The sequence below is a fragment of the Mesorhizobium ciceri biovar biserrulae WSM1271 genome (genome assembly GCF_000185905.1).
GTDB lineage: Bacteria > Pseudomonadota > Alphaproteobacteria > Rhizobiales > Rhizobiaceae > Mesorhizobium > Mesorhizobium ciceri.
This window is the reverse complement of sequence record NC_014923.1, coordinates 1,804,880-1,825,643: the sequence shown is the minus strand read 5'-3', so window position 1 is coordinate 1,825,643 and position 20,764 is coordinate 1,804,880. Positions and strand designations below refer to the sequence as shown.

Annotated in this window: 25 protein-coding genes; 15 read left to right on the top strand and 10 right to left on the bottom strand. The window is 62.9% G+C overall.

The window, feature by feature from the left end; genetic code table 11:
• The first annotated feature begins 83 nt into the window (after positions 1–83).
• The 3 genes from MESCI_RS08795 (at position 84) to MESCI_RS08785 (ending at position 1,501) form a co-directional block, all read left to right on the top strand.
• Positions 84–698 (top strand): LysE family translocator, encoded by a 615-nt coding sequence (locus MESCI_RS08795; RefSeq protein WP_013529595.1) that lies wholly within the window; start codon positions 84–86, stop codon positions 696–698.
• A 101-nt stretch (positions 699–799) separates the two neighbouring features.
• A complete protein-coding gene (locus tag MESCI_RS08790; RefSeq protein ID WP_013529594.1) occupies positions 800–1,120 on the top strand; it encodes a hypothetical protein in 321 nt (106 codons plus the stop codon).
• A gap of 3 nt (positions 1,121–1,123) precedes the next feature.
• Positions 1,124–1,501: a hypothetical protein gene (locus tag MESCI_RS08785; RefSeq protein ID WP_013529593.1), complete on the top strand. Its 378-nt coding sequence runs from the start codon at positions 1,124–1,126 to the stop codon at positions 1,499–1,501.
• A gap of 36 nt (positions 1,502–1,537) precedes the next feature.
• On the opposite strand, the gene MESCI_RS08780 is transcribed toward MESCI_RS08785, so the two are convergent.
• Positions 1,538–2,482, bottom strand: a complete 945-nt coding sequence (locus tag MESCI_RS08780) for a nucleoside hydrolase (protein ID WP_013529592.1) — start codon at positions 2,480–2,482, stop codon at positions 1,538–1,540.
• Between the two features lie 315 nt (positions 2,483–2,797).
• Between MESCI_RS08780 and MESCI_RS08775 the strand changes: the two genes are divergently transcribed.
• Together MESCI_RS08775 and MESCI_RS08770 are read left to right on the top strand one after the other, a co-directional pair.
• Entirely contained in the window at positions 2,798–3,223 is a 426-nt protein-coding gene (locus MESCI_RS08775; protein WP_013529591.1) for an Hsp20 family protein, read from the top strand.
• A 65-nt stretch (positions 3,224–3,288) separates the two neighbouring features.
• Positions 3,289–3,543 carry a BQ00720 family protein gene (locus MESCI_RS08770; RefSeq protein ID WP_013529590.1) on the top strand — a complete coding sequence of 85 codons (255 nt, stop codon included), beginning with the start codon at positions 3,289–3,291 and terminating at the stop codon, positions 3,541–3,543.
• 92 nt (positions 3,544–3,635) lie between these two features.
• On the opposite strand, the gene ptsN is transcribed toward MESCI_RS08770, so the two are convergent.
• The 6 genes from ptsN to lptC all read right to left on the bottom strand — a co-directional run bounded on the left by ptsN (position 3,636) and on the right by lptC (position 8,896).
• Positions 3,636–4,100 carry a PTS IIA-like nitrogen regulatory protein PtsN gene (gene ptsN / locus MESCI_RS08765; RefSeq protein ID WP_013529589.1) on the bottom strand — a complete coding sequence of 155 codons (465 nt, stop codon included), beginning with the start codon at positions 4,098–4,100 and terminating at the stop codon, positions 3,636–3,638.
• Positions 4,101–4,221: 121 nt separating this feature from the next.
• On the bottom strand, positions 4,222–4,806 hold the full coding sequence (gene hpf, locus MESCI_RS08760; RefSeq protein ID WP_013529588.1) for a ribosome hibernation-promoting factor, HPF/YfiA family: 585 nt from the start codon (positions 4,804–4,806) through the stop codon (positions 4,222–4,224).
• A gap of 264 nt (positions 4,807–5,070) precedes the next feature.
• Positions 5,071–6,597: an RNA polymerase factor sigma-54 gene (gene rpoN / locus MESCI_RS08755; protein ID WP_013529587.1), complete on the bottom strand. Its 1,527-nt coding sequence runs from the start codon at positions 6,595–6,597 to the stop codon at positions 5,071–5,073.
• Positions 6,598–6,796: 199 nt separating this feature from the next.
• On the bottom strand, positions 6,797–7,615 hold the full coding sequence (lptB, locus tag MESCI_RS08750; RefSeq protein ID WP_013529586.1) for an LPS export ABC transporter ATP-binding protein: 819 nt from the start codon (positions 7,613–7,615) through the stop codon (positions 6,797–6,799).
• Positions 7,615–8,196 (bottom strand): LptA/OstA family protein, encoded by a 582-nt coding sequence (locus MESCI_RS08745; RefSeq protein ID WP_013529585.1) that lies wholly within the window; start codon positions 8,194–8,196, stop codon positions 7,615–7,617. Before MESCI_RS08745 ends, lptB begins: the two co-directional genes overlap by 1 nt.
• Complete coding sequence (gene lptC / locus MESCI_RS08740; RefSeq protein WP_013529584.1) at positions 8,183–8,896, bottom strand: LPS export ABC transporter periplasmic protein LptC; 714 nt, start codon at positions 8,894–8,896, stop codon at positions 8,183–8,185. The genes MESCI_RS08745 and lptC overlap by 14 nt, the downstream gene beginning before the upstream one ends.
• A 404-nt stretch (positions 8,897–9,300) precedes the next feature.
• On the opposite strand from lptC, the gene sppA reads away from it, so the two are divergent.
• The 4 genes from sppA (at position 9,301) to lhpI (ending at position 12,041) form a co-directional block, all read left to right on the top strand.
• Positions 9,301–10,257 (top strand): signal peptide peptidase SppA, encoded by a 957-nt coding sequence (gene sppA, locus MESCI_RS08735; RefSeq protein WP_013529583.1) that lies wholly within the window; start codon positions 9,301–9,303, stop codon positions 10,255–10,257.
• Positions 10,258–10,339: 82 nt separating this feature from the next.
• On the top strand, positions 10,340–10,624 hold the full coding sequence (locus MESCI_RS08730; protein WP_006200394.1) for an integration host factor subunit beta: 285 nt from the start codon (positions 10,340–10,342) through the stop codon (positions 10,622–10,624).
• A gap of 57 nt (positions 10,625–10,681) precedes the next feature.
• Positions 10,682–11,038, top strand: coding sequence for a LapA family protein (locus MESCI_RS08725; protein ID WP_013529582.1), 357 nt, complete (start codon positions 10,682–10,684; stop codon positions 11,036–11,038).
• A gap of 37 nt (positions 11,039–11,075) precedes the next feature.
• Positions 11,076–12,041: a bifunctional Delta(1)-pyrroline-2-carboxylate/Delta(1)-piperideine-2-carboxylate reductase gene (gene lhpI, locus MESCI_RS08720; protein WP_013529581.1), complete on the top strand. Its 966-nt coding sequence runs from the start codon at positions 11,076–11,078 to the stop codon at positions 12,039–12,041.
• Here lhpI and MESCI_RS08715 read toward each other — a convergent pair.
• From MESCI_RS08715 to MESCI_RS08705, 3 genes are all read right to left on the bottom strand, one after another.
• A complete protein-coding gene (locus tag MESCI_RS08715; RefSeq protein ID WP_013529580.1) occupies positions 12,038–12,475 on the bottom strand; it encodes an EVE domain-containing protein in 438 nt (145 codons plus the stop codon). The genes lhpI and MESCI_RS08715 overlap by 4 nt on opposite strands.
• On the bottom strand, positions 12,472–12,867 hold the full coding sequence (locus MESCI_RS08710) for a VOC family protein (protein WP_013529579.1): 396 nt from the start codon (positions 12,865–12,867) through the stop codon (positions 12,472–12,474). The genes MESCI_RS08715 and MESCI_RS08710 overlap by 4 nt, the downstream gene beginning before the upstream one ends.
• 71 nt (positions 12,868–12,938) lie before the next feature.
• On the bottom strand, positions 12,939–13,631 hold the full coding sequence (locus MESCI_RS08705; protein WP_013529578.1) for a helix-turn-helix transcriptional regulator: 693 nt from the start codon (positions 13,629–13,631) through the stop codon (positions 12,939–12,941).
• Between the two features lie 136 nt (positions 13,632–13,767).
• Here MESCI_RS08705 and MESCI_RS08700 point away from each other — a divergent pair, with 136 nt between their 5' ends.
• From MESCI_RS08700 to olsB, 6 genes are all read left to right on the top strand, one after another.
• Positions 13,768–14,862 (top strand): RsmD family RNA methyltransferase, encoded by a 1,095-nt coding sequence (locus tag MESCI_RS08700; protein WP_013529577.1) that lies wholly within the window; start codon positions 13,768–13,770, stop codon positions 14,860–14,862.
• Positions 14,859–15,716, top strand: a complete 858-nt coding sequence (locus MESCI_RS08695) for a TrmH family RNA methyltransferase (RefSeq protein WP_013529576.1) — start codon at positions 14,859–14,861, stop codon at positions 15,714–15,716. Before MESCI_RS08700 ends, MESCI_RS08695 begins: the two co-directional genes overlap by 4 nt.
• Before the next feature lie 13 nt (positions 15,717–15,729).
• Entirely contained in the window at positions 15,730–16,218 is a 489-nt protein-coding gene (gene lspA / locus MESCI_RS08690) for a signal peptidase II (RefSeq protein WP_013529575.1), read from the top strand.
• A 53-nt stretch (positions 16,219–16,271) separates the two neighbouring features.
• Positions 16,272–17,261, top strand: a complete 990-nt coding sequence (acuI, locus tag MESCI_RS08685; RefSeq protein WP_013529574.1) for an acrylyl-CoA reductase (NADPH) — start codon at positions 16,272–16,274, stop codon at positions 17,259–17,261.
• Between the two features lie 141 nt (positions 17,262–17,402).
• Positions 17,403–19,694 carry a PAS domain-containing hybrid sensor histidine kinase/response regulator gene (locus tag MESCI_RS08680; RefSeq protein ID WP_013529573.1) on the top strand — a complete coding sequence of 764 codons (2,292 nt, stop codon included), beginning with the start codon at positions 17,403–17,405 and terminating at the stop codon, positions 19,692–19,694.
• Between the two features lie 182 nt (positions 19,695–19,876).
• Positions 19,877–20,752: a l-ornithine N(alpha)-acyltransferase gene (olsB, locus tag MESCI_RS08675; protein WP_023812526.1), complete on the top strand. Its 876-nt coding sequence runs from the start codon at positions 19,877–19,879 to the stop codon at positions 20,750–20,752.
• Positions 20,753–20,764 lie beyond the last annotated feature (12 nt).

Genomic DNA, 20,764 nt, shown 5'->3' with positions numbered 1-20,764 from the left:
CGCACCGGCTTGCATCGCTATCGCCGCCATGCATTGATTATCCTCAGCCGCGCCGCCTCGGCGGTATTCCTGGGGAAAAAAGCATGTCGCTCGAACTCTACGCCGCCTATGTCCTCGCTTGCATCGTCATTATCCTGGTGCCCGGTCCGACGGTCACGCTGATCATTGCCAACAGCATCCGCCATGGCTCGCGCGCCGGCCTCGCCAACGTCGCCGGCACGCAGGCCGGGCTTGCCGTGATGATCGCCATCGTCGGCATCGGCCTCAACACGCTGATCGCAGGCATGGGCCACTGGTTCGAATGGGTACGGCTGATCGGTGCCGCCTATCTGATCTGGATGGGTGTGCAGATGTTCCGTTCCAAGGGCACGTTGAATGCCGATGGAACAGCGAGAAAGCCGCGCGGCGGCTTCTTCCTGCAGGGCCTGCTGGTGGCGCTGAGCAACCCCAAGACGCTGATTTTCTTCGGCGCCTTCTTTCCGCAGTTCATTTCGCCGCAAGGCAACTACTCGCTGCAGATCGCCGTCATGGGTCTGACCGCCATGATCTTCGCCGCCTTCTCGGATTCGACTTACGCGCTGGCCGCCGGCCGCGCCGGGCGCCTGCTGTCGGCCGGCCGCATCAAGCTTTTGTCGAGGATCAGCGGCAGCTTCATGGTCGGCGGCGGCCTGTGGCTGGCGTTTTCGCGGTCGAAGTAAAGGCGGCCGAGCCGGCGCCGCAAGGAGTTGCAGCACCCTGGAATGGCAACAGATTGAAAGTGTGCTGTCCCACCACCACATGAATCTGGCTTGAGGGATTCATGTCTGTCTTTTGGACTTGGGATGGTTTGAAGAGGAACGCGCCTGGCGTGATCCTCTTTATTGGTGCGTTTGCGGTTATGATCATGTTGGCGGCAAACAAATGGATCAACGACGCCAGCCCGATCCGATCGGTCGACACAGTCGAGGCAAACGTCGAAAGTGTCCGGTTGGACCATGGCCGCGGCATATATCTGGTTTCTATCGAGAACGGTTCGTCTGTCCTTATCGATGACGATCACCCGCATCTGATCGGCTCGCGCACAAACATCGAACGCGTCACGCGCGACAATGGCTTCGTCTTCTACCGATTCGTGAATTGAATCATGGCAACAGTATCTTCTCTCAGAAACCGCCTGCTTCTGTTTCAGGCAGAATACCGAGACGCAGTCATTGGTGTCGTATTCTTCTGCGCACTGCCCCTGGCGGCGCTGATCCCGATTGCGATGAACCAGGACAATCCGGTTGTGGCAACTCAGCGTGTGATGGGCACTATCGAGTATGTGAGGTTAATGCCCACCAATCCGAAGATGGCTGCCGGGCGCGGGCTGTATTACACATACGATGTCCGCCTTGATGGCAACAGCGCGGTGACATCCATCGATGATGAAGTGGGGATGCCGCACCTTGTCGGTTCGGTCATCCCCATCGAGCGGCAACATCATAAGCGCGGCGGAGACACCTATCGGTTTCTCAATGAGTGAAGACGCGTGCTCACAAGTTCAGTTCTGTTCTGACGGTCAGTTAAGCCGCCCCAGCCTCTCCACCAGCAAGGCGAAAAACGCATCATGGTCGATGTCGCGCATCACCATGGCGTTCTTCGGCCGTTTGGTGACGCCCCACCAGTCGATCACGGTCATGCCCATGGTCAGTTCCGAGGCGGTTTCCACGCTGACGTTGCAGTTGCGGCCCTTGAACAGGTCCGGCTTCAACAGATAGGCGATGACGCAAGGATCGTGCAGCGGGCCACCGTCGGTGCCGTATTTCTCTTCATCGAAGCGCTCGAAGAACTCCAGCATCTCCGCGGTGGCGGTGCCGACCCTGGTGCCGAGCGCGCGGAAGGCCTGCGTGCGCTTGGCGGTGGTCAGCGCCTTGTGGGTGACGTCGAGAGGCATCATGACGATCGGAATGCCGGATTTGAGCACGACATCTGCGGCCTGCGGGTCGACATAGATGTTGAATTCGGCGGTCGGGGTGACATTGCCGCCTTCGAAGAAGCCGCCGCCCATCAGCACGATTTCCTTGATGCGCGGTGCAATGCGCGGCTCCCGGATCAGCGCCAGCGCAATGTTGGTGAGCGGGCCGAGCGCGCAAAGCGTGATCGTGCCGCTTTCTTCGCTCATCAGCGTCTCGACGACGAAATCGACCGCGTACTGGTCCTGCAGCTTCATCGTCGGTTCTGGCAATTGCGGTCCGTTGAGGCCGGTCTTGCCATGCACTTCCTCGGCGGTGACCAGTTCGCGCGTCAGGGGCCGGATGGCACCGGCATAGACCTTGATGTCCGGGCGGCCGGCCAGCTCGCAGATCTTGCGGGCATTCTTTTCGGTAAGCTTCAGCGGCACGTTGCCGGCAACGGCTGATATGCCGACGATCTCCAGTTCGGAGCTGCCGAGCGCCAGCAATATGGCGACGGCATCATCCTGGCCGGGATCCGTGTCGATGATGATCTTGCGTGACTGGGGCATTTCAATTCCTTGTTTGGCGAGGTCGTGGACTTGCATCGATCCGATCGGAACATCCAAATGACGCCGAAGCGGCCGCGAGCTGCCAGGCCGAACCGCTCGACCGGGGAAGACAATCCCGACCCGCGCGCTTTTCCTTGCATCTGCTCGCCGTTTCAAGCGCCATGTCTGTCATTCCTGTGAGTCCACGGCCTGGTCTTTTTGGGCGGGTCTGTTGACGGCTTGAACTTGGTCGCGGGGCGGACCATATCAAGGCCATCGGGAAAAATGCCATCTGGGTTTTTCCACTTTATGTCGCTCTTGAGAGGACAGTGTAACATGAGCCGAATGACGCCCTTTTCCAGCCCGCTTCTGCTTGGTTTCGACGCCATGGAAAAGACCCTGGAACGCCTGGCGAAGTCCGGTGACAGCTACCCTCCCTACAACATCGAACGCCTCAGCGGCGCCGACGGCAAAACCGAAAGGTTGCGCATCACATTGGCGGTCGCCGGTTTCGCCGAAAGCGATCTCGATGTCACCACGGAGGAAAACCAGTTGGTCGTGCGCGGCCGTCAGACCGACGACACCGAGCGCGAATTTCTTCATCGCGGCATCGCCGCGCGCCAGTTCCAGCGCTGTTTCGTGCTGGCCGACGGCATGCGGGTGATCGCAGCGGAGTTGAAGAACGGCCTTTTGGCGATCGACCTCGATCGGCCGGAGTCCGAACGGCTGGTACGGAAAATAAACATATCGGTGAAAGACTGATCTTTACCGATGGCTCTCATGCGGGATGGCCTTGAGCGGCGTCCTCGCACCAAGGAGGCTTTGAAATGACCAGAACTGAAACTATCACCATGACCAATGGCGAATTCGCTCATCTCGGCGAGGGCTCGGTCGCTTATCTCAGAAAGGTCTCGAGCGACGAATTGCTCGGCCGTTTCCCCAATCTCGGCGAAATCGCTCCCGGCATGGAACTGTGGGCGCTGTTTGCCGCCAATGGCCAGCCGATCCTGCTTTCCGACGCGCGTGACCGCGCACTGGCCGGTGCCATGGAAAACGACCTGACCACGGTCGCCATCCACTAAGGCCCAGCGCGCCGCCCTGTTAGGCGCGACCAGCAGGCTCAAACGCATAGGGCCGCCCGTGGCGGCCCTTGAATGTCGTCTCACCAGAAAAATCAGGCCGCGTGCGAGGCCTGGGTGTCCGATAAAAGCGCGTGGATAGCCGCGGCGTCGCGCGTACCCCTGATCTTGGCCACCGTGTCGGCGTCACGCAGCACTCGCGCGATGCGCGACAGTGCCTTGAGGTGATCGGCGCCCGCCCCTTCCGGCGCCAGCAGCAGAAACACCAGATCGACGGGCTGATCGTCCAGCGATTCGAAATCGACAGGCGTCTCCAGCCGGGCGAAAACACCTGCGATGCGCTTCACGCCGGCCAGCTTGCCGTGCGGGATGGCGATGCCGTTGCCGACGCCGGTCGAACCCAGCCGCTCACGCTGCAGGATGGTGTCGAACACCTCCCGCTCCGGAATGCCGGAAATCGCCGCGGCCCGTTCGGACAGCAATTGCAGCAGCTGCTTCTTGGAGTTCGCCTTCAACGCCGGCAATATCGCCGGAACGTTGATAAGATCGCTCAGATCCATGCTTGAAAATCCCTTGTTCGCCTGCCGTCACCAGTCCTCACCCCTCGTGCGGCCGGCTCTTATCCCAGTGCGACCTCGTCGTCACCGTGCGACCCTTGTCGTCACCGTGCGACCGTTGTCGTCACGCTTGTGCGACCTTGGTCGTCGACGGGTCGATCCAACCGATATTTCCATCGGGTCGGCGATAGACGATGTTGAGATGGTCGGTTCCCGCGTTGCGGAAGACGAAGACCGGGCTGTCCTTGGTGTCGAGCTCGATGACCGCCGACGCCACCGACATGGTCTTCAGCGTCATGGTTGATTCGGCGACGATGGCCGGCGCGAAATTCTCCGGAATGTCCTCGTCGTCATCGGCAAGCGGCGCCATCACCGTGTAGGCTATGTCGGTCGGCTGGCCGTTGGCGGCGCCCGAATTGTGCGATTTCAGCCGGCGCTTGTAGCGCCTCAGGCGGGTTTCCAGACGGTCCGCCGCCGCCTCGAAGGCAAGCGTCGGATCCTGGGCATCGCCGGTGGCCTGCAGCGAAGCGCCGGAATCCAGCCGGATCATGCAATCCGCCGAATAGCGCGAACCCGATTTGATGACCGTGACATGTCCGGCAAAGCCGCGATCGAAATATTTGCCGATCGCTTCGCCGACACGATCGTTGATGCGTGTCCGAAACGCATCGCCGATGTCCATGTGTTTTCCCGATATGCGCAGATTCATCTGAAAACTGACCTTCCTTGCTCAGGCTTCAAACTGGCCCGAGTTTATACTCGTGATCCGTGCGCACAAGCTTTGCGGCGTCACTTGCGCCGATTTTAAATCCAGACTTTCCGGTTGATCACAAGCCGCCCTTTGACCGTCCCGAGGCCAACGTCGTGACGGACCATCCGCATGCGGGCATCTAGCCCGTCTCATGCGGGCGGGCTTCTAGCCAGTTCACCGCGGCTTGTCAATGAAGTGCTGGCTTGTGGAAATCGACCCGCCTCAGCGCCCGGCGCTGGCCATCGCACGTTTCTCGCGCCGGCGCTGCACCGAGGAGGGGATATTCATGCCTTCCCGGTACTTGGCGACCGTACGCCTTGCAATGTCGACGCCACTTTCGCGCAACATGTCGACGATTGCATCGTCGGAAAGCACGTCGACGGGCTTCTCCTCGTCGATCAACTGCTTGATGCGGTCACGCACGGCTTCCGAGGAGTGCGCATCGCCGCCGCCCGATGCGGCGATCGAGGCGGTGAAGAAGTAGCGAAGCTCGAACACGCCGCGCGGCGTCAGCATGTATTTATTGGCTGTGACCCGGCTGACGGTCGATTCGTGCATGCCGATGGCGTCGGCCACCGTGCGCAGATTGAGCGGCTTCAGCTGCCGCACGCCATGGACGAGGAAGGCGTCCTGCTGGCGAACGATTTCCGAGGCGACCTTGAGGATGGTCTTTGCCCGCTGGTCGAGGCTGCGCGTCAGCCAGTTGGCGTTCTGCAGGCATTCGGCCAGAAAATCCTTTTCCGCCTGGTTCTTGGCCTGCGGAGAGACCTGGGCGAAATAGATATGGTCGACCAACACCCGCGGCAGCGTTTCGGCATTGAGTTCGACCGTCCAGCTGCCGTCATTGGCCGCGCGCACCTCGACATCGGCGACGATCGCGTCGCTGGCGCCGCCCGAAAACGCCATGCCCGGCCGGGGATCGAGCGCCCGGATTTCGGCCAGCATGTCGAGCAGATCCTCCTCGTCGACACCGCAGATCCGTTTCAATGCGTGAAAATCGCGCCGTGCCAGGAGTTCGAGATTGGCGACCAGCGCCTTCATCGCCGGATCGAGCCGGCTCCGCACGGCAAGCTGCAGCGACAGGCATTCGGCCAGGTCGCGGGCAAACAGGCCGGCCGGCTCGAAGGTCTGACACACCGCCAGCACCTTCGCCACGGCGGCGGCATCCGCACCGAGACGAGCGGCGATCTCTGCCAGATCGGCACGCAGGTAGCCGCTCTCGTCAAGGCCGTCGGCGAGGTCGGCGGCGATCAAACGTGCAGCCGGATCGGCGAAGGTTAGCGCTACCTGTTCACCGACATGGTCGCGCAGCGTGATCGCAGCAGTCGCCATATCGCCGGCGTCAAACCACTCGGATGAGGAACCCGCGCCATTGCCGGAAGCCGATTTCCATTGCGCCGTCAGGTCGGGACCGAGCCGCTCGCTGGTGCCCGGGTCGTCGGGAAACAGGTTTTCCAGCGACGTGTCGAGCTTGTCCGAGATCGCCTCCGCGCTCCACTGCGCCTCGTTTTCGAACCAGTCGCCTTCGGAGGTGGCTTGCGGCTCCGCCTCGATCTTCTGCGCCTGGTCGCTGGCGGCATCGTCCTGCGGCTCGGCGCGCTCCAGCAGCGGATTGCGCTCGATTTCCTCGTCGATGAAGTGCTCGAGCTCGACATGGGTGAACTGCAGCAGCCGAATCGACTGCATCAGTTGCGGCGTCATCACCAGCGACTGCGATTGTCGTAGCTGTAGTTTGGCCGCCAACGCCATGGTTCGGTTTCAAACGCCTCGTCTACGCATCCGGACTTCCGGAAAGGAATTTTGCAGCCGGCCATAGAAACTGGCCCGGCTTTTGCTTGTCAAGGCAATTGGTAGCAAAACTCGCTTACCGGAGCGTTATCTCGGAGCAAAATCGACGAAAAAGCGCCGCGCGAACCGCAAAAATCGTGTCAGGAAACAAATTTCACGCTCAGAGGGTGAAACCCTCGCCGAGGTAAAGTCGCCGCACATCCGGGTTTGCCACCACTTCGTCGGCCCTTCCATGGGTCAGCACCTGGCCGGCATGGATGATGTAGGCGCGGTCGATGAGGCCGAGCGTTTCGCGCACATTGTGATCGGTGATGAGGACGCCGATGCCGCGCGCCGTGAGGTGGCGCACCAGTTGCTGGATATCCGCGACGGCGATCGGATCGATGCCGGCGAAAGGCTCGTCGAGCAGCATGTAGGCCGGACGCGTCGCCAGCGCTCGCGCGATTTCCAAGCGTCGCCGCTCGCCGCCCGAAAGCGACATGGATGGCGCCTTGCGCAGATGGCTGATGTGGAATTCCTCGAGCAGTTCGTCGAGATTGCGCTCGCGCACCTTGCGGTCCTTTTCGACCACTTCCAACACGGCGCGGATATTCTGCTCGACATTGAGGCCGCGGAAGATCGATGCTTCCTGCGGCAGATAGCCGATGCCGAGGCGTGCGCGACGGTACATCGGCATCGACGTGACATCGAAGCCGTCGATCTCGATCGTGCCTTCATCCACCGGCACCAGGCCGGTAACCATATAGAAACAGGTCGTTTTGCCGGCGCCGTTGGGGCCGAGCAGTCCAACGGCCTCTCCGGCGCGCACGCCGATGGTGACGCCGCTGACGACCTTGCGGCCCTTGTAGCTCTTGGTCAGCCCCTTGGCGATCAGGGTTCCCTTGAACTTTCCCGCATCGACGGTCACCGTGGCCGGCGCCGAAAGCTTGCCGGCGGCCCGTCCCGGAAGACGCGCCGTCAGCGACGACAGGCTGGCCATCAGGGGTTCGTCGCTCCCGATTTCGGCGGCGGCGTGATCGACATCTGGACACGTTGCCCAGCGCATGGATCCACCTGAGCCAGCCCGCTTTTCATCTGCACGGTAAGTTTGCAGCCCACCAGAACGTTGTCGTTTTGCGACAGAACGACCTTTTTGCCCGAAAGCACCAGCACCTGGCTCTTCATATCGAAGCTGCCTTGATCGCCGGTCGCGATCTGCGCATCCGACTTGATATAGACCTTGTCGGAGATCTCCAGGTGATCGATGTTGGCCGAGCCCGTCATCGCCGCACCCGCGGCCTCCGTGCCCTTGGCAGCGGCGTTGGGATCCTTGACGTAGTAGACCGTCATCTTGCCGGCCTTCATCAACGTCGGCCCCTGGACGACGCTGACATTGCCCGTGAAGATGGCGACACTGTCGGCCTGGCGGACTTCCAGCTTGTCGCTCTCGATCTGGATCGGCTTGTCGCCGGACAGTTTGAGGCCTGATTGACTGGTCGTCTGCGCCCATGACGGCACGAGTCCGAGCAGCAGCAACGCTGAAGTTGCAGCCGCGAGCCGCGTCGAACTACTGAGCCGCATTGGTTTCTCCGCTGTTTCCCTGTGCCGCCTTCAGGGCGGCGGAATCGATGTTGACGCGCACTTTGTTCTCGAAAACCAGAATCTTGCCATTGTCCTGGACCGACATCGTATCCGCCGTGATCCGCGACCCGCCACGGCTGACATCGACGGGATCTCCTGTCTTCATAGTGCCTTTGCCCATGTCGAGGAAGACCGATTTGAACTTGGCCTGCATGCCGTCGGTCGTGGTGATCGTCACGTCGCTGGTCAGGTTCATCGTATTGCCGTCGCGATCGTAGGTGCCGTGCGAGGCCTTGACCGCCGCCACATTGTCGGACGCGATCGGCACCTTGGCGTCGATGCCTTCCAGCTCGATGATACCTTGCGTGCTGACATCCTGAATGGCACGCAGCGCCGTCATCGAATAAGGCTGCTTCTGCTTGGTGAAACCGTTGAGCTTGGGATTGGCCATCACCAGCTTGCCGTTGGAAAAGGCAGTGCCTTCCGCCTGAATCTTCACCGAGACGGGTGCGGCGAGATAGGAGTAGACCGGGAAAGCGACCGCTATCAGTGCTGCGGCCACCGGCACGGCAAATTTGAGAACGCGCACGCGGCGCGAATGACGCTGTGCACGGTCGAAAGCATCGCCGCGCGTCCGGCCGTCCGCCGGGGGAGCCAACACCGCCTCGGCGTCGGTCGGTTCAATCGGTCGCGCTAACATTCACTGCTTTCTTCTAACCCTGCCCGCCCTTGGGCACCGCCTATAGGTGGGACGCCGGCGCTTTCAAGCAAGCACAAGCCCACGAAAACTGCAAAAATGTGACAGCCGCCTTTGTACAGACGAAAACGAAGTCCGCACAACTGCGTGTTCTCCATAGCAGAAACAGACACGCGGCGTAAAATTTATCAGCCATCGGTCTCGTCGCCCGACCTGGTGGCGATTGCACGAATATGTGAGCAGACTGACGCCTGGAGAGGGCCCGACCCGGCCCCGTCGACTGCCGACGCAGATAGCCACCTCACGTCCAGGCGCCGACTTGTCTCGGCATGCGCAAAAGAGAACTGCTTCCAGATGGGAGGATCATGGTCTAAAAGCGTCTCCTCCCGCCGACTGAAAGGCTGACCATGGCACTGAGAGCCGACGACCTGATCGACCGCCGCCGTTTGCGGCGCAAGCTGACATTCTGGCGCGTCGTCGCCATAGGCATCGTAGCCCTTGGGGTGATTGCGCTTTCAACCTGGTTCTATGGCGACGATTTCGGCGGCTCGACGGTCGACCATATTGCCAAGGTCAAGATCGAAGGCACGATCACCGAGGACGAGGAACTGATCAAGCGGCTGGAAACCATCCGTCTTTCATCGAAGGTGAAAGGCGTGATCCTGTCGATCGATTCGCCTGGCGGCACCACCGTTGGCGGTGAATCGATCTATGAAGAAGTGCGCAAGCTGGCCGCCGACAAGCCGGTGGTGGCGGAAGTCGGCACGCTCGCCGCATCGGCGGGCTATATGATCGCCAGTGCCGCAGATCACATCGTTGCCCGCAAGACCTCGATCGTCGGCTCGATCGGCGTGCTGATCCAGTATCCCGACGTCAGCGGCCTGATGGACAAACTCGGCGTCAAGCTGGAGGAGGTGAAATCCTCGCCGCTGAAAGCCGCGCCCTCTCCCTTCAAGCCGACCAATGACGACGAGCGCGCCATGGTTCGCAAGCTCATCCTCGACAGTTACAACTGGTTCGTCGACATCGTCGCCGAACGCCGCAAGATGAGCCGCGAACAAGCGCTGGTGCTTGCCGACGGCTCGATATTCACCGGTCGCCAGGGCGTTGCCAACGGGCTGATCGACGCCGTCGGCGGCGAGACCGTGGCGATCGACTGGCTGGCGACCAAGGGCGTCGATGCCAAGCTCAAGGTCGTCGAGTGGAAGGATACCGAACGGCGCGGCGGCTTCCTGTTCTCGAAAGCGATGGCGCAAACGATCGGCAGTGCGCTCGGCCTGCCCGCCTACAGCAGCGACGTCATCCATGAACTCGGAGCCGACCGCTTGTTTCTTGACGGTCTCGTTTCCGTCTGGCACCCTTGAGAAGCCGTTTGGGGCAAGTGAAAAAAGCAAATAAAATCATCCTCATAATTTTGACCGCACTGCTTTCACGGGGACCCGTCTCATGATCAAGTCCGAACTTGTGCAGATTATTGCCACGCGCAATCCGCATCTTTTCCTGCGCGACGTCGAAAACATCGTCGGCGCGATCTTTGATGAAATCACCGACGCCCTTGCCGAAGGCAACCGGGTCGAGTTGCGTGGCTTCGGCGCTTTTTCGGTGAAAAATCGTCCCGCCCGCACCGGACGCAATCCGCGCACCGGCGAATCCGTCGAGGTCGAGGAGAAATGGGTGCCGTTCTTCAAGACCGGCAAGGAACTGCGTGAAAGGCTGAACGGCGGCAAGTAGGCGCGACGTCAGCGCCTGACGGCCTTTCGGACAGGCCAGCTTCCGACGGAAAACATCATGTTCAATCGCTTCATCCTTATCGCGACCTTCGTGCCCCTGGCGATCATCCTGATCGCACTCGCTGTCGCCAACCGCGAACTGGTCGCCTTCACGCTGGACCCGTTCAATCCCGGCAATCCGAAGCTGACCCTGACTTTGCCGCTGTTCATCTTCCTGTTCCTGGCGCTCGCCATCGGCATGATCGTCGGCAGTCTGGCTACGTGGGTCAAACAGGGTCGCTATCGCAAGCTGGCGCGCCAGCGCGGCGTCGAAGCCGAGAACCTGCGCCAGGCGGTCAGCCGTGCGCCGGCGGTATCACAAAGCCAGGCACCGGGGTCCGCCCAAGGGGCAGCATTGCCGAAGCCGACCGCTTGAGCCGCCAATCGGCGGTTTTGTCCTCACGGAGTTTTTCATGCTGACCATTTCGGCCGCAGAGGTCGACCATGCGCTGACCTTTCCCCGGCTGGTCGAGACGCTGCGCATGGCGTTTCGCGACGGCGCGGTGCAGCCTGTCAGGCATCATCATACGATCGAGCGGCCCGATGGTGCCGCCTCCACACTGCTTTTGATGCCGGCCTGGACCGATCTCAACGCGGCCGGCACGTCGGCCGGCGGTCACGTCGGCGTCAAGATCGTCACCGTGTCGCCCGACAACAATGCCATCGGCAAGCCCGCGGTGATGGGGCTCTATCTTCTACTCAACGGCGCCACCGGCGAACCCGAGGCCCTGATCGACGGCCAGCGGCTGACACAATGGCGCACCGCCTGTGCTTCGGCGCTCGCGGCCTCCTATCTCGCCCGCGACGATGCCTCGCGGCTGCTTGTGGTCGGCGCCGGCGCGCTGTCGCCCTTCCTCGCCAAGGCACACTCGGCCGTGCAGCCCATCAAGACCATCCGCATCTGGAACCGCACCCCGGCCAATGCCGAGAAAGTCGCGGCCGATCTGTGCGCCCAGGGCTTCGCGGCCAGTGCGGCAAGCGATCTCGATACGGAGCTTGGGCAGGCCGACATCGTCTCCTCGGCGACGATCACGACCACGCCGTTGATCAAGGGCGCATTGTTGCGGCCGGGAACCCATGTCGACCTGGTCGGCGGCTTTACGCCGACGATGCGCGAGAGCGATGACGATGCGATCAGGCTTGCCCGCGTCTATGTCGACACCCGCGCCGGCGCCACCAAGGAAGCCGGCGACATCGTCCAACCGCTGGCCTCCGGCGTGCTGAAGCCGGAAGCCATCGTCGCCGATCTGCACGAATTGGCGCGCGGCCGAAAGAAGGGCCGCGAGAGCGCCGGTGAGATCACGCTGTTCAAGTCGGTCGGAGCGGCACTCGAGGATCTTGCCGCCGGCATTGCCGTCTACAAGGCGCTCACGGCCTAGTTTACCGTTGCACCCATTTCGGCGCCCATCGCCTCGGCGATCACACGAAAATCGTGATCCCCGATTTCAAAAAGGCCAAAGCGAAGCTGATAACCCCAGTTCGACTTGGCCACGGTGAAATCCAGCCTGTCGAGCAGCGGCTTGATCGGCGCTTCCTCGGCCTTGGCCCATGCCACATCGCGGCGGAACGGCGTGAAGCCGGCGCCCATATCGCCCTGATAGGGCTCGCCTTCCCGCACGATGCCTATCGCCGTGAAAGCCTGCAGGCCGTCTTTCTCGCCCAAAACAGTGGTCGGCGAGTAGTAGACGACGCCATCACCCGGCTTGACGCGACGCAGCGGTGCCGCCTTGCCGTGGTTGACCTGCATGAAGCCGGCTGTGCGACCACGCCGGACATGTTCGGCCGACGCCACCGCGATCCAATACGCGCTCATTTCTGTTCCCCATTGGCCTGTTCCCCGTCGGACAGCCAGTAGACGCGCAGGCGATGATTATCGGGATCGAGCGCGACAAAAGTACGGCCGAAATCCATGTCGGTCGGCGTCTGCAGGATCTTCAGCCCGCGCCCGGACCAGTCGGCATGGGCGGCATCGACCGCATCGGGCGTATCCAGCGCAAACACGATTTCGGCGCCACCGCCTGACGTGGCGGCGGCCGGCTCCACCGTATGGCGCGACCACAGGCCGAGCTTGAAGCCGGCATCGAGCACGAACAGCACGAAGGTCGGCGAACTTTCGACCGGCTCACGACCGAGCAGCGCGCTGTAGAAGGCACCGCTCTGCTGCGGCTGGTCGACATAGAGGATGACGAAATTCGGGGTGGCCATATCTGCTCTCCAAGGTTCGGTGTTTCGACTTGGCGAACATAAGATAGGCTACTGTCAGAATATGGCAGCAGTCATCGCGAACCACGCGGCTTGTCGAGCGTCGTCCGCCATTCCTTGAGCAGCGCCTGGCGACGACGCGGATAGCGCGTGTCCATTGCTTGGAGTTCGGCGATGCGATCGGCGCGAAAATGCCGGAAATCCTGCCGCATCTCGCACCACGCCACCACCACCCGCACCTTGTCGAAGAAGCCCAGCGCAAATGGCCAGACGACGCGCTGGGACGCGGCCCCGCCGGCATCGCGGTAGAGAAAGCCGAGCTTGCGCTCGTTGCGGATGGCCTGCCGCACCAGACCAAGGTCGATGCCCTCGGTGGCCGCGGCAGGAGGCCCGACCAGCAGTGTGCTCGCGTCAAGATCCTCGCGCAGATCGTCGGGCAGCACGGCTGCGATCTTGGCCAACGCGTTGGCGGCGGCGGCCGAGAGACGCTGGTCCGGCTGCCTGGCGACCCAGCGCGAGCCGAGCACAATGGCTTCGATCTCCTCGTCGCTGAACATCAGCGGCGGCAGCATGAAGCCGGGCTTGAGCACATAACCCAACCCCGCCTCACCCTCGATCGGCGCGCCCTGGCCCTGCAGCGTGGCGATATCGCGGTAGAGCGTGCGGATCGAAACGCCCGTCTCGTCGGCAAGCATGTGCCCGCTCACCGGCCGGCGATGCCGGCGCAGGCACTGTATGAGGTCGAGTAGGCGTTCGGAGCGGGACATCGAGCAGATTTGCCTGTTTCTTTGACATTGGTCCATCGCCGGCAGACATAAACCGGAGAGGCCGACCTGTCGGACTTGGTTGCGAAGCCGGTTGCCCTATGTCAAAAGCGGCCACGCCGTTCGGAGTTGCCCCCGCTTGAAGTCTTTTCGCGACAAACGCCGCGACAACCGTCCACATCCATCCGCCAAGAGTGCGGCGGACGTGTCACGCCCGCGTCCCGGCCAGGCTCCTGCCAGACCGGAAGCGCCACCGCGCGAGCGCCATGAGGCGAAGACGGAAAATCGTTCCGAACCGAACTCGGCGCCGCGCATCCTGGCCCGCCGCGAAGGCGCTCTGCCCACTGAACATCTTCCCGTGATCCTGGAAGTGGCGCCCAATGCCGATTATGCGCTGCTCGACAGCGGCACCGGCCAGAAGCTCGAACAATATGGCCCCTACCGGATCGTGCGGCCAGAGGGCCAGGCGATCTGGCAAAAGGCCTTGCCGGCAAAGGAATGGGAGCGCGCCGACGCCGTCTTCACCGGAGACACCGACGAGGAGGGGATCGGCCGCTGGCGTTTCCCGAAGCTGCCGCTCGGCGAGACCTGGCCGATGAAGCATGACGGCATCGACTATCTCGGCCGTTTCACCTCGTTTCGTCATGTCGGCGTCTTTCCCGAGCAGGCTTCCCACTGGGACCACATGGCCGGGCTGATCGCGGCGGCGAAGCGGCCGGTCAAAGTTCTGAACCTGTTCGGCTATACCGGTCTCGCTTCCTTGGTGGCGGCTCGCGCCGGTGCCGAGGTCACCCATGTCGATGCCTCGAAGAAAGCGATCGGCTGGGCCCGCGAAAACCAGGAGATGGCCGGCCTCGGCAGCAAGCCGATCCGCTGGATCGTCGACGACGCGGTGAAATTCGCCGAGCGCGAGGAGCGCCGCGGCAGCCGCTACGATATCATTCTGTTCGACCCGCCGGCCTATGGCCGTGGCCCCAAGGGCGAGGTCTGGCAATTGTTCGAGGACCTGCCCGATTTGACCGACCTCTGCCGGGCGATCCTGACGCCGAAGCCGCTCGCCGTGGTGCTGACCGCCTACTCGATCCGCGCCTCCTTCTTCGCCATCCACGCCCTGATGCGCGATACCTTTGCCGGCATGGGCGGCAAGGTTGAATCGGGTGAGCTGATCATCCGCGAAAAGTCCGCCGGCCGGGCGCTATCGACCTCATTGTTTTCGCGTTGGGTGGCTGAATGAACGAGCGGCATGCAGGCGCACCCGGCCAGGTGAAGGAGGTCACCAGCCTCGCCAATCCGCTGGTCAAGGACATCAAGGCGCTCGCTCAGAAGAAATTCCGCGACCAGCAGAACGCCTTCATGGCCGAGGGATTGAAGCTGGTCATCGATGCGCTCGATCTCGGCTGGCAGATCAGGACATTGGTTTTCGCCAAGGCCGGGCGCGGCAACGCTGCGGTGGAGAAGGTGGCCGCACGCACGGTTGCCGCAGGCGGCATGGTGCTCGAAGTGTCGGAGAAGGTGCTGGTCGCCATCACCCGTCGCGACAACCCGCAAATGGTGGTCGGCGTCTTTTCGCAAAAATTCCTCGCCTTGAAGGATGTCCGCGCTGACAATGGCGACGTCTGGGTGGCGCTCGACCGGGTGCGCGACCCCGGCAATCTCGGCACCGTCATCCGCACCGTCGATGCCGTCGGCGCCAAAGGCGTCATCCTGGTCGGCGATACCACTGATCCATTCTCCGTGGAGACGGTGCGTGCCACCATGGGTTCGATCTTTGCCGTGCCGGTGGCGAAGGCGACAACCGAGGCTTTCCTCGCCTGGCGAGGCGGGTTTTCAGGCCTCGTCGCCGGAACCCACCTGAAAGGCGCCGTCGACTACCGCTCGGTCGATTTTTCCCGCGGGCCCGTGCTGCTGATGATGGGCAACGAGCAGCAGGGACTGCCCGAAAGCCTGGCTGCGAGTTGCGACAGGCTGCTCAGGATTCCGCAAGCGGGCCGTGCCGATTCGCTCAATCTGGCCGTTGCCACCGGCATCATGCTGTTCGAGATCCGGCGCGGCGCGCTGAAGCTCGAGCCAATCCTGGACCAGCAATGAAGGTTGCCTGCCCGTGAGATCATGGTCTCCCTACGCATTGCTCGTCGTCGCGGCCATCGCGCTCGACCAGTGGATAAAATACCTGGTCGAGGCCGATCTGCCTTTTCAGGAGAAGGTTGATCTGCTGCCCTTCCTGGCGCTGTTTCGCACCTACAATACCGGCATCGCCTTCTCGATGTTCTCGTCCTTCGGCGACACCGGGCTGATCGTCATTTCGCTCGCCGTCGTTGCCTTCGTGCTGTTCCTGGCGACACGGATCGCGCCGTCCCAGATCCTTGCCCGCACCGGCTTTGCGCTGATCGTCGGCGGCGCGCTCGGCAATCTGATCGACCGCGCCGTCTACGGCCACGTCATCGACTACATCCTGTTCCACACGCCGGTCTGGTCCTTCGCCGTCTTCAACCTTGCCGACGCCTTCATTTCGGTTGGCGCGGCGTTGGTCGTCTTCGACGAGCTGGTCGGCTGGCGGCGCGAACCCAAAGCCAGTCCTTCCAAGGATTGACCCCGTGCGGCCATCGCCGCACAGTTCATGTCGTCAAGATCGCGGAGAAAGACATGTCCGAAACCTTCAAAGCCATCCTCGTTTCGCGTGACGCCGAGAAAAAGCAGTCGGTCGCCGTGACCGATCTCACCGAGGCCGACCTGATGGAAGGCGATGTCACCGTCGCGGTCGAGGCAACGACGGTGAACTACAAGGATGGCTTGGCGATCACAGGCAAGGCGCCGGTGATCCGCCGCTGGCCGCTGGTGCCGGGCATCGATTTCGCCGGCACCGTCATTTCGTCCTCGCATCCCGACTGGCGCGCCGGAGACAAGGTCGTGCTGAATGGCTGGGGCGTCGGCGAAACCCATTTCGGTGCCTATGCAGGCCGTGCCCGCGTCAAGGGCGACTGGCTGGTGCCGCTGCCGCAAGGCATCAGCCCGCATGACGCGATGGCCGTCGGCACCGCAGGATATACCGCCATGCTCTGTGTCATCGCCCTGGAGCGGCACGGCATCCTGCCCGATCGCGGCCCGGTGGTGGTGACGGGGGCAGCCGGCGGCGTCGGCTCGGTCGCGGTCTCCATCCTGTCCAGCCTCGGCTACCATGTCATTGCTTCCACCGGCCGCAATGCCGAAAGCCCCTTTCTGATGGACCTTGGCGCCGCCGAGGTGATCTCGCGCGAGGAGCTTGCCCAGCCGGCCAAGCCGCTGGCCAAGGAGCGCTGGGCGGGCGGCATCGACGCTGTCGGCAGCCACACGCTGGCCAATGTGCTCTCGATGACCTCCTATGGCGGCGCGGTCGCCGCCTGCGGCCTGGCCGGCGGCATGGACCTGCCGGCCAGCGTCGCGCCCTTCATCCTGCGCGGTGTCTCATTGCTCGGCATCGATTCAGTGATGGCGCCGAAAGCAGTCCGCCTCGAGGCATGGCGCCGCATCGGCACCGACCTCGATCTGCAGAAGCTCGCCAGCCTGTCCAGCACCATCGGGTTCGACGGCATCGTCGATGCCGCGCGTGATATCGTCGAGGGCAAGATCCGCGGCCGCGTCGTCGTGGATATGTGACTCCGCCCAACCGCCGGAAGGGCGGATGCAATCGCCAGATCTGGTGGCAAACCCGCCGCGCCTCGGCAAAAAGCGCTCATCCGCTAAAATTGGAACGATCCGCCGCAATTTTCCATAAGCTCTGTCTGGCAAGAATTTCGCATGATCGCGCAATCCGGCAGCCAACAGGCGGACACTGGCGACGACGTCGATGCGGTGCTGCCGCCGGCGTCGACGCGGCGCTTCGTCGCCGCGCCGCCGCTGGTGCCCGAGCCGGAATTCTCCAGGCGCGAAGGCCTGTCCTTTCTGACATTCGTCGCCATCGTGGTGATGGCCGGGCTGGCGCACCTGACCGGGGCACCGATGTTCATCAGCGTTGCATTGCTCGCAACCGGCCTAGCCGGCCTTGCCATGCATCTGCGCGCCAGGCGGAGCGAACATCGCACCGCCGCCCTTCTTGACGAAACCACGGCCCGCAGCCGCGCCGAGATCGAGACGCTGGCCGACCGCATGTGGGAGATGCAGGAGAGCGATGAGCGCTTTCGCGGCCTGATCGACGCGCTTGGCGATCTTGTCATCCATCGCGACCGCGACGGCTACATCGTCTATGCCAACAAGGTCTTCGCCGATCTCGTCGAGATCGACCAGCGCGATCTTGCCGGCAAGACCCTGGCGGAACTGGGCATCGAGGTCGGCATGGTTCCCGATGCCGCCTTTTCCGACCATGAGTGCCTGAGTTCCACCGATGTCTCTATCAGCACGCCGAGCGGGCAGCGCTGGTTCTCCTGGATCGAACTGTCGGTGCGCGACAAGGACAGTGGCGCGGTTTCGCACCGCGCCATCGCCCGCGACATCACCGCCCGCAAACGCGCCGAGTCCTCGCTGATCACCGCACGCGAACGGGCCGAATATGCCAGCCAGGCCAAATCGCGTTTCCTCGCCACCGTCAGCCATGAAATCCGCACCCCGATGAACGGCATCATGGGCATGGCCAGGTTGCTCGCCGACACCAGCCTGTCGCCGGAGCAGCAGACCTATGTCGGCGCCGTCTCGACCTCAGCCAGCGCATTGCTTGCCCTGATCGAGGATCTTCTCGACTATTCCAAGATCGAAGCCGGGCGTTTCGACCCGGAGCCGCAGCCGATGTCGGTGCGCGAGATCGCCGACAACATCATCGAATTGCTGGCGGCGCGCGCCTTCGCCAAGGATATCGGGCTGGGTTGTCATGTTGAACCCGACGTGCCGCAATTGATCACCGCCGATCCAGGCAAGGTCAGGCAGGTGCTTCTCAACCTCATCGGCAACGCCATCAAGTTCACCGACAGCGGCGGCGTGCTGGTGAGCATTGCACGCGCACGCACCGAAACCAGCGACCGCATATGCTTTACCATCGCCGATACCGGTCCGGGCCTGCATGATGCCGACCTGGAGCGCATTTTCGAGGAGTTCGAGCAGGCCGACGGCACGTCGACACGCACACATGGCGGGGCCGGCCTCGGCCTTGCCATCTCCAGGCGCCTGGTGGCCGCCATGGGTGGCACGATCTCGGTATCCAGCCGGCTCGGCCAGGGATCGGAATTCGTCTTCGAAGTCCCTGCGACAGCGGCCACCGAAGCGCCGCAGGGCCGCCAGAATGCCCTCTCGGGCAGACGCGTGGTGATCCTGTCGAAGAACGCCGTCGAGGCCGACGCCATCGCCCGCACCATCCGCGCCAATGGCGGCGCGGTCGACATCGCCACCACCGCCGCACAGGCCGCGCCTTTCGCCGCCGGCTGCGACGCGATCCTGGTCGATGCAGCGATGGAGGAAGGCGACGGAAGGCTGCTCAAGCGCCTGCGCCAGAGCGGTTTCTCCGACTGTGAGGCGATCACACTGATCGCGCCGACCGATCGCGGCATGCTTGGCGAGTTCCGCGCCAGCGGCTACGCAACCTTCCTGGCCAGGCCGGTGCGCGGCGGAACACTTTTGCGTGTACTGTTGAGCAGCCATGCTCCGAGCCTCGGCCCGCCGCAGCCGGAAAAGCGCGGCGCGCCGACACTGCGCGCCGTCGGCAACCGCCAGCGCGGCCTGTCGGTGCTGATCGCCGAGGACAATGACATCAACGCCATGCTGGCCCGCGCCACGCTGCTGAAGGCGGGGCATCGCGTCAGGGTGGTCGGCAACGGCAAGGCGGCCGTCGAGGCTGTCACCGGCGCCGGGCACAAGGACCGCTTCGACGTGGTCTTGATGGATCTGCACATGCCGGTCATGGACGGGCTGGACGCGATTGCCGCCATCCGCCGCCATGAGGAAGAAAGTGCCGTGCGGCCGGTGCCGATCATGGTGCTGTCGGCCGACAGCCAGGAAAAGACCCGCCATGCGGTGTTGGCCCATGGAGCCAGCGGCTTTGTCACCAAGCCGCTCGACCCCGAGGCGCTGGTCAATGCCGTCGAGGGCCAGGTCATCGCGGCCTGAGCTTTCCACCGCCCATTCCGCACCGGGCGATCACTTAAACGTAGCCGGTTGATCGTATTCGCCAGCCGACGAAGTATTGCCCACGACGTCGTATCACGGTACTGTCACAATCCTGTTGCACCTACACCGTATCCCCGTGCCAAGAGGGATGGCTCGAAGGAGAATCACTCGTGCATACAGTTATGCCGGAATGTGACACTCGGCCGAACGCCAGCAGCGCCTTGCTTGCCGGACGTAACGTCGATTCCGTCATAAAGGGCGCGGCACTGGGCCGTATAGGCAATCTTGAAGTGCGGCTCGCTCGCAACGAGGCCGAGATCGCGGCCGCGCAGGAAGTGCGCTACCGGGTGTTCTACGACGAACTTGGCGCCAGGAAGGACCTGTTCCAGGCCCATGACCGCCGTGACGCCGACCGGTTTGATCCACTCTGCGACCATCTGCTGGTTTTGGACACCACGCTTTCCGGTCCCGAACATCGCCGCATCGTCGGCACATATCGGCTGCTGCGGCAAGAAATCGCGGCCACGGCCGGCGGTTTCTATTCCGAAGGTGAATTCGAGCTGACCAAGCTCATTGCCCGTCACCCCGGCCAGCGTTTCCTTGAACTCGGCCGCTCCTGCGTTTTGCCGGAATACCGCTCGAAGCGCACCATCGAAGCGTTGTGGCAAGGCATCTGGGCTTACATCAACCATTACGAAATCGGTGTGATGACCGGTTGCGCTTCCTTTCACGGCACCGTGCCGGCGGCGCATGCCGAGGCGCTCACCTACCTCGCCCACCACTGCCGCACAAATTCGGCCTGGGATGTACGCGCGGTCTCCGGGCGCTACTGCTCGATGGACCTGATGCCGATCGAGGCGGTCAATGCCAAGGCGGCGATCGCCGCGATGCCGCCTCTGGTCAAGGGCTATCTGCGTGTCGGCGCCCGCATCGGCGATGGCTGCGTCATCGATCGCGAATTCTCGACGGTCGATGTGTTCGTCGTGATGCCGGTCAAGGAGATCGGCGCACGCTACGTCAACTATTATGGCGGGGAAGCCCAGCGCTTCGCTGCGTGAGGCTAGCGAGTA